Genomic DNA, 579 nt, shown 5'->3' with positions numbered 1-579 from the left:
GCAGTGCTCGCGCAGCGTGAAGCAGTTTATGCAGAGGCCAGGGAGCGCAATCCACGGCGTTGGTCCCGATCAACGCGCAACTGGAAATTGAAGGATGAAGTCTGGCTCAATCCGGAGCGCATGCAGCCGGAAGAACTAAAGCAGCCCGGATGGTCACTTCAAATTCCCCCACTTATGGTCGCGCAAACTCCTCCACCTTTAAGCAGGACAAGGATGGTTTTTTAGCTCGCTTTGGTTTTGCGCGCAAGGGTTTCCGCAGCTTCCTTGAGGCGGTAGCTGCGGCCGTCGAATTCAAGCGAATGGCAGTGATGCATGAGTCGGTCCAGGATCGTGCTGCTCATGGTGTTGTCGCCGAGGTAGGCGCCCCAGTCTTGAACGACGCGGTTGGACGTAACCATAACGCTGCGGCGCAGCTTGTATCGTTGATGAACAAGGGTTTACAGCAAAGCGCCGGCGGCGTCCGGAATCGAACGCGACAGAAACAGATCGTCCAGAACCAGCAAATCGCAGTCGAGAATGCTGCGCAAACGCTTTTCCTGTTGTTCGGGTTCACTGAGATCGAAACGAGTAAAGAAATCG

Annotated in this window: 1 pseudogene; it reads right to left on the bottom strand. The window is 55.3% G+C overall.

Annotated elements, in window-relative coordinates:
• Positions 1–221 precede the first annotated feature (221 nt).
• A pseudogene (locus AWB69_RS45435) lies at positions 222–579 on the bottom strand (ATP-binding protein); the annotation flags it as partial.

It is taken from the genome of Caballeronia udeis, assembly GCF_001544555.2.
Classification (GTDB): Bacteria; Pseudomonadota; Gammaproteobacteria; order Burkholderiales; family Burkholderiaceae; genus Caballeronia; species Caballeronia udeis.
This window is presented reverse-complemented; position numbering and strand designations above follow the sequence as displayed.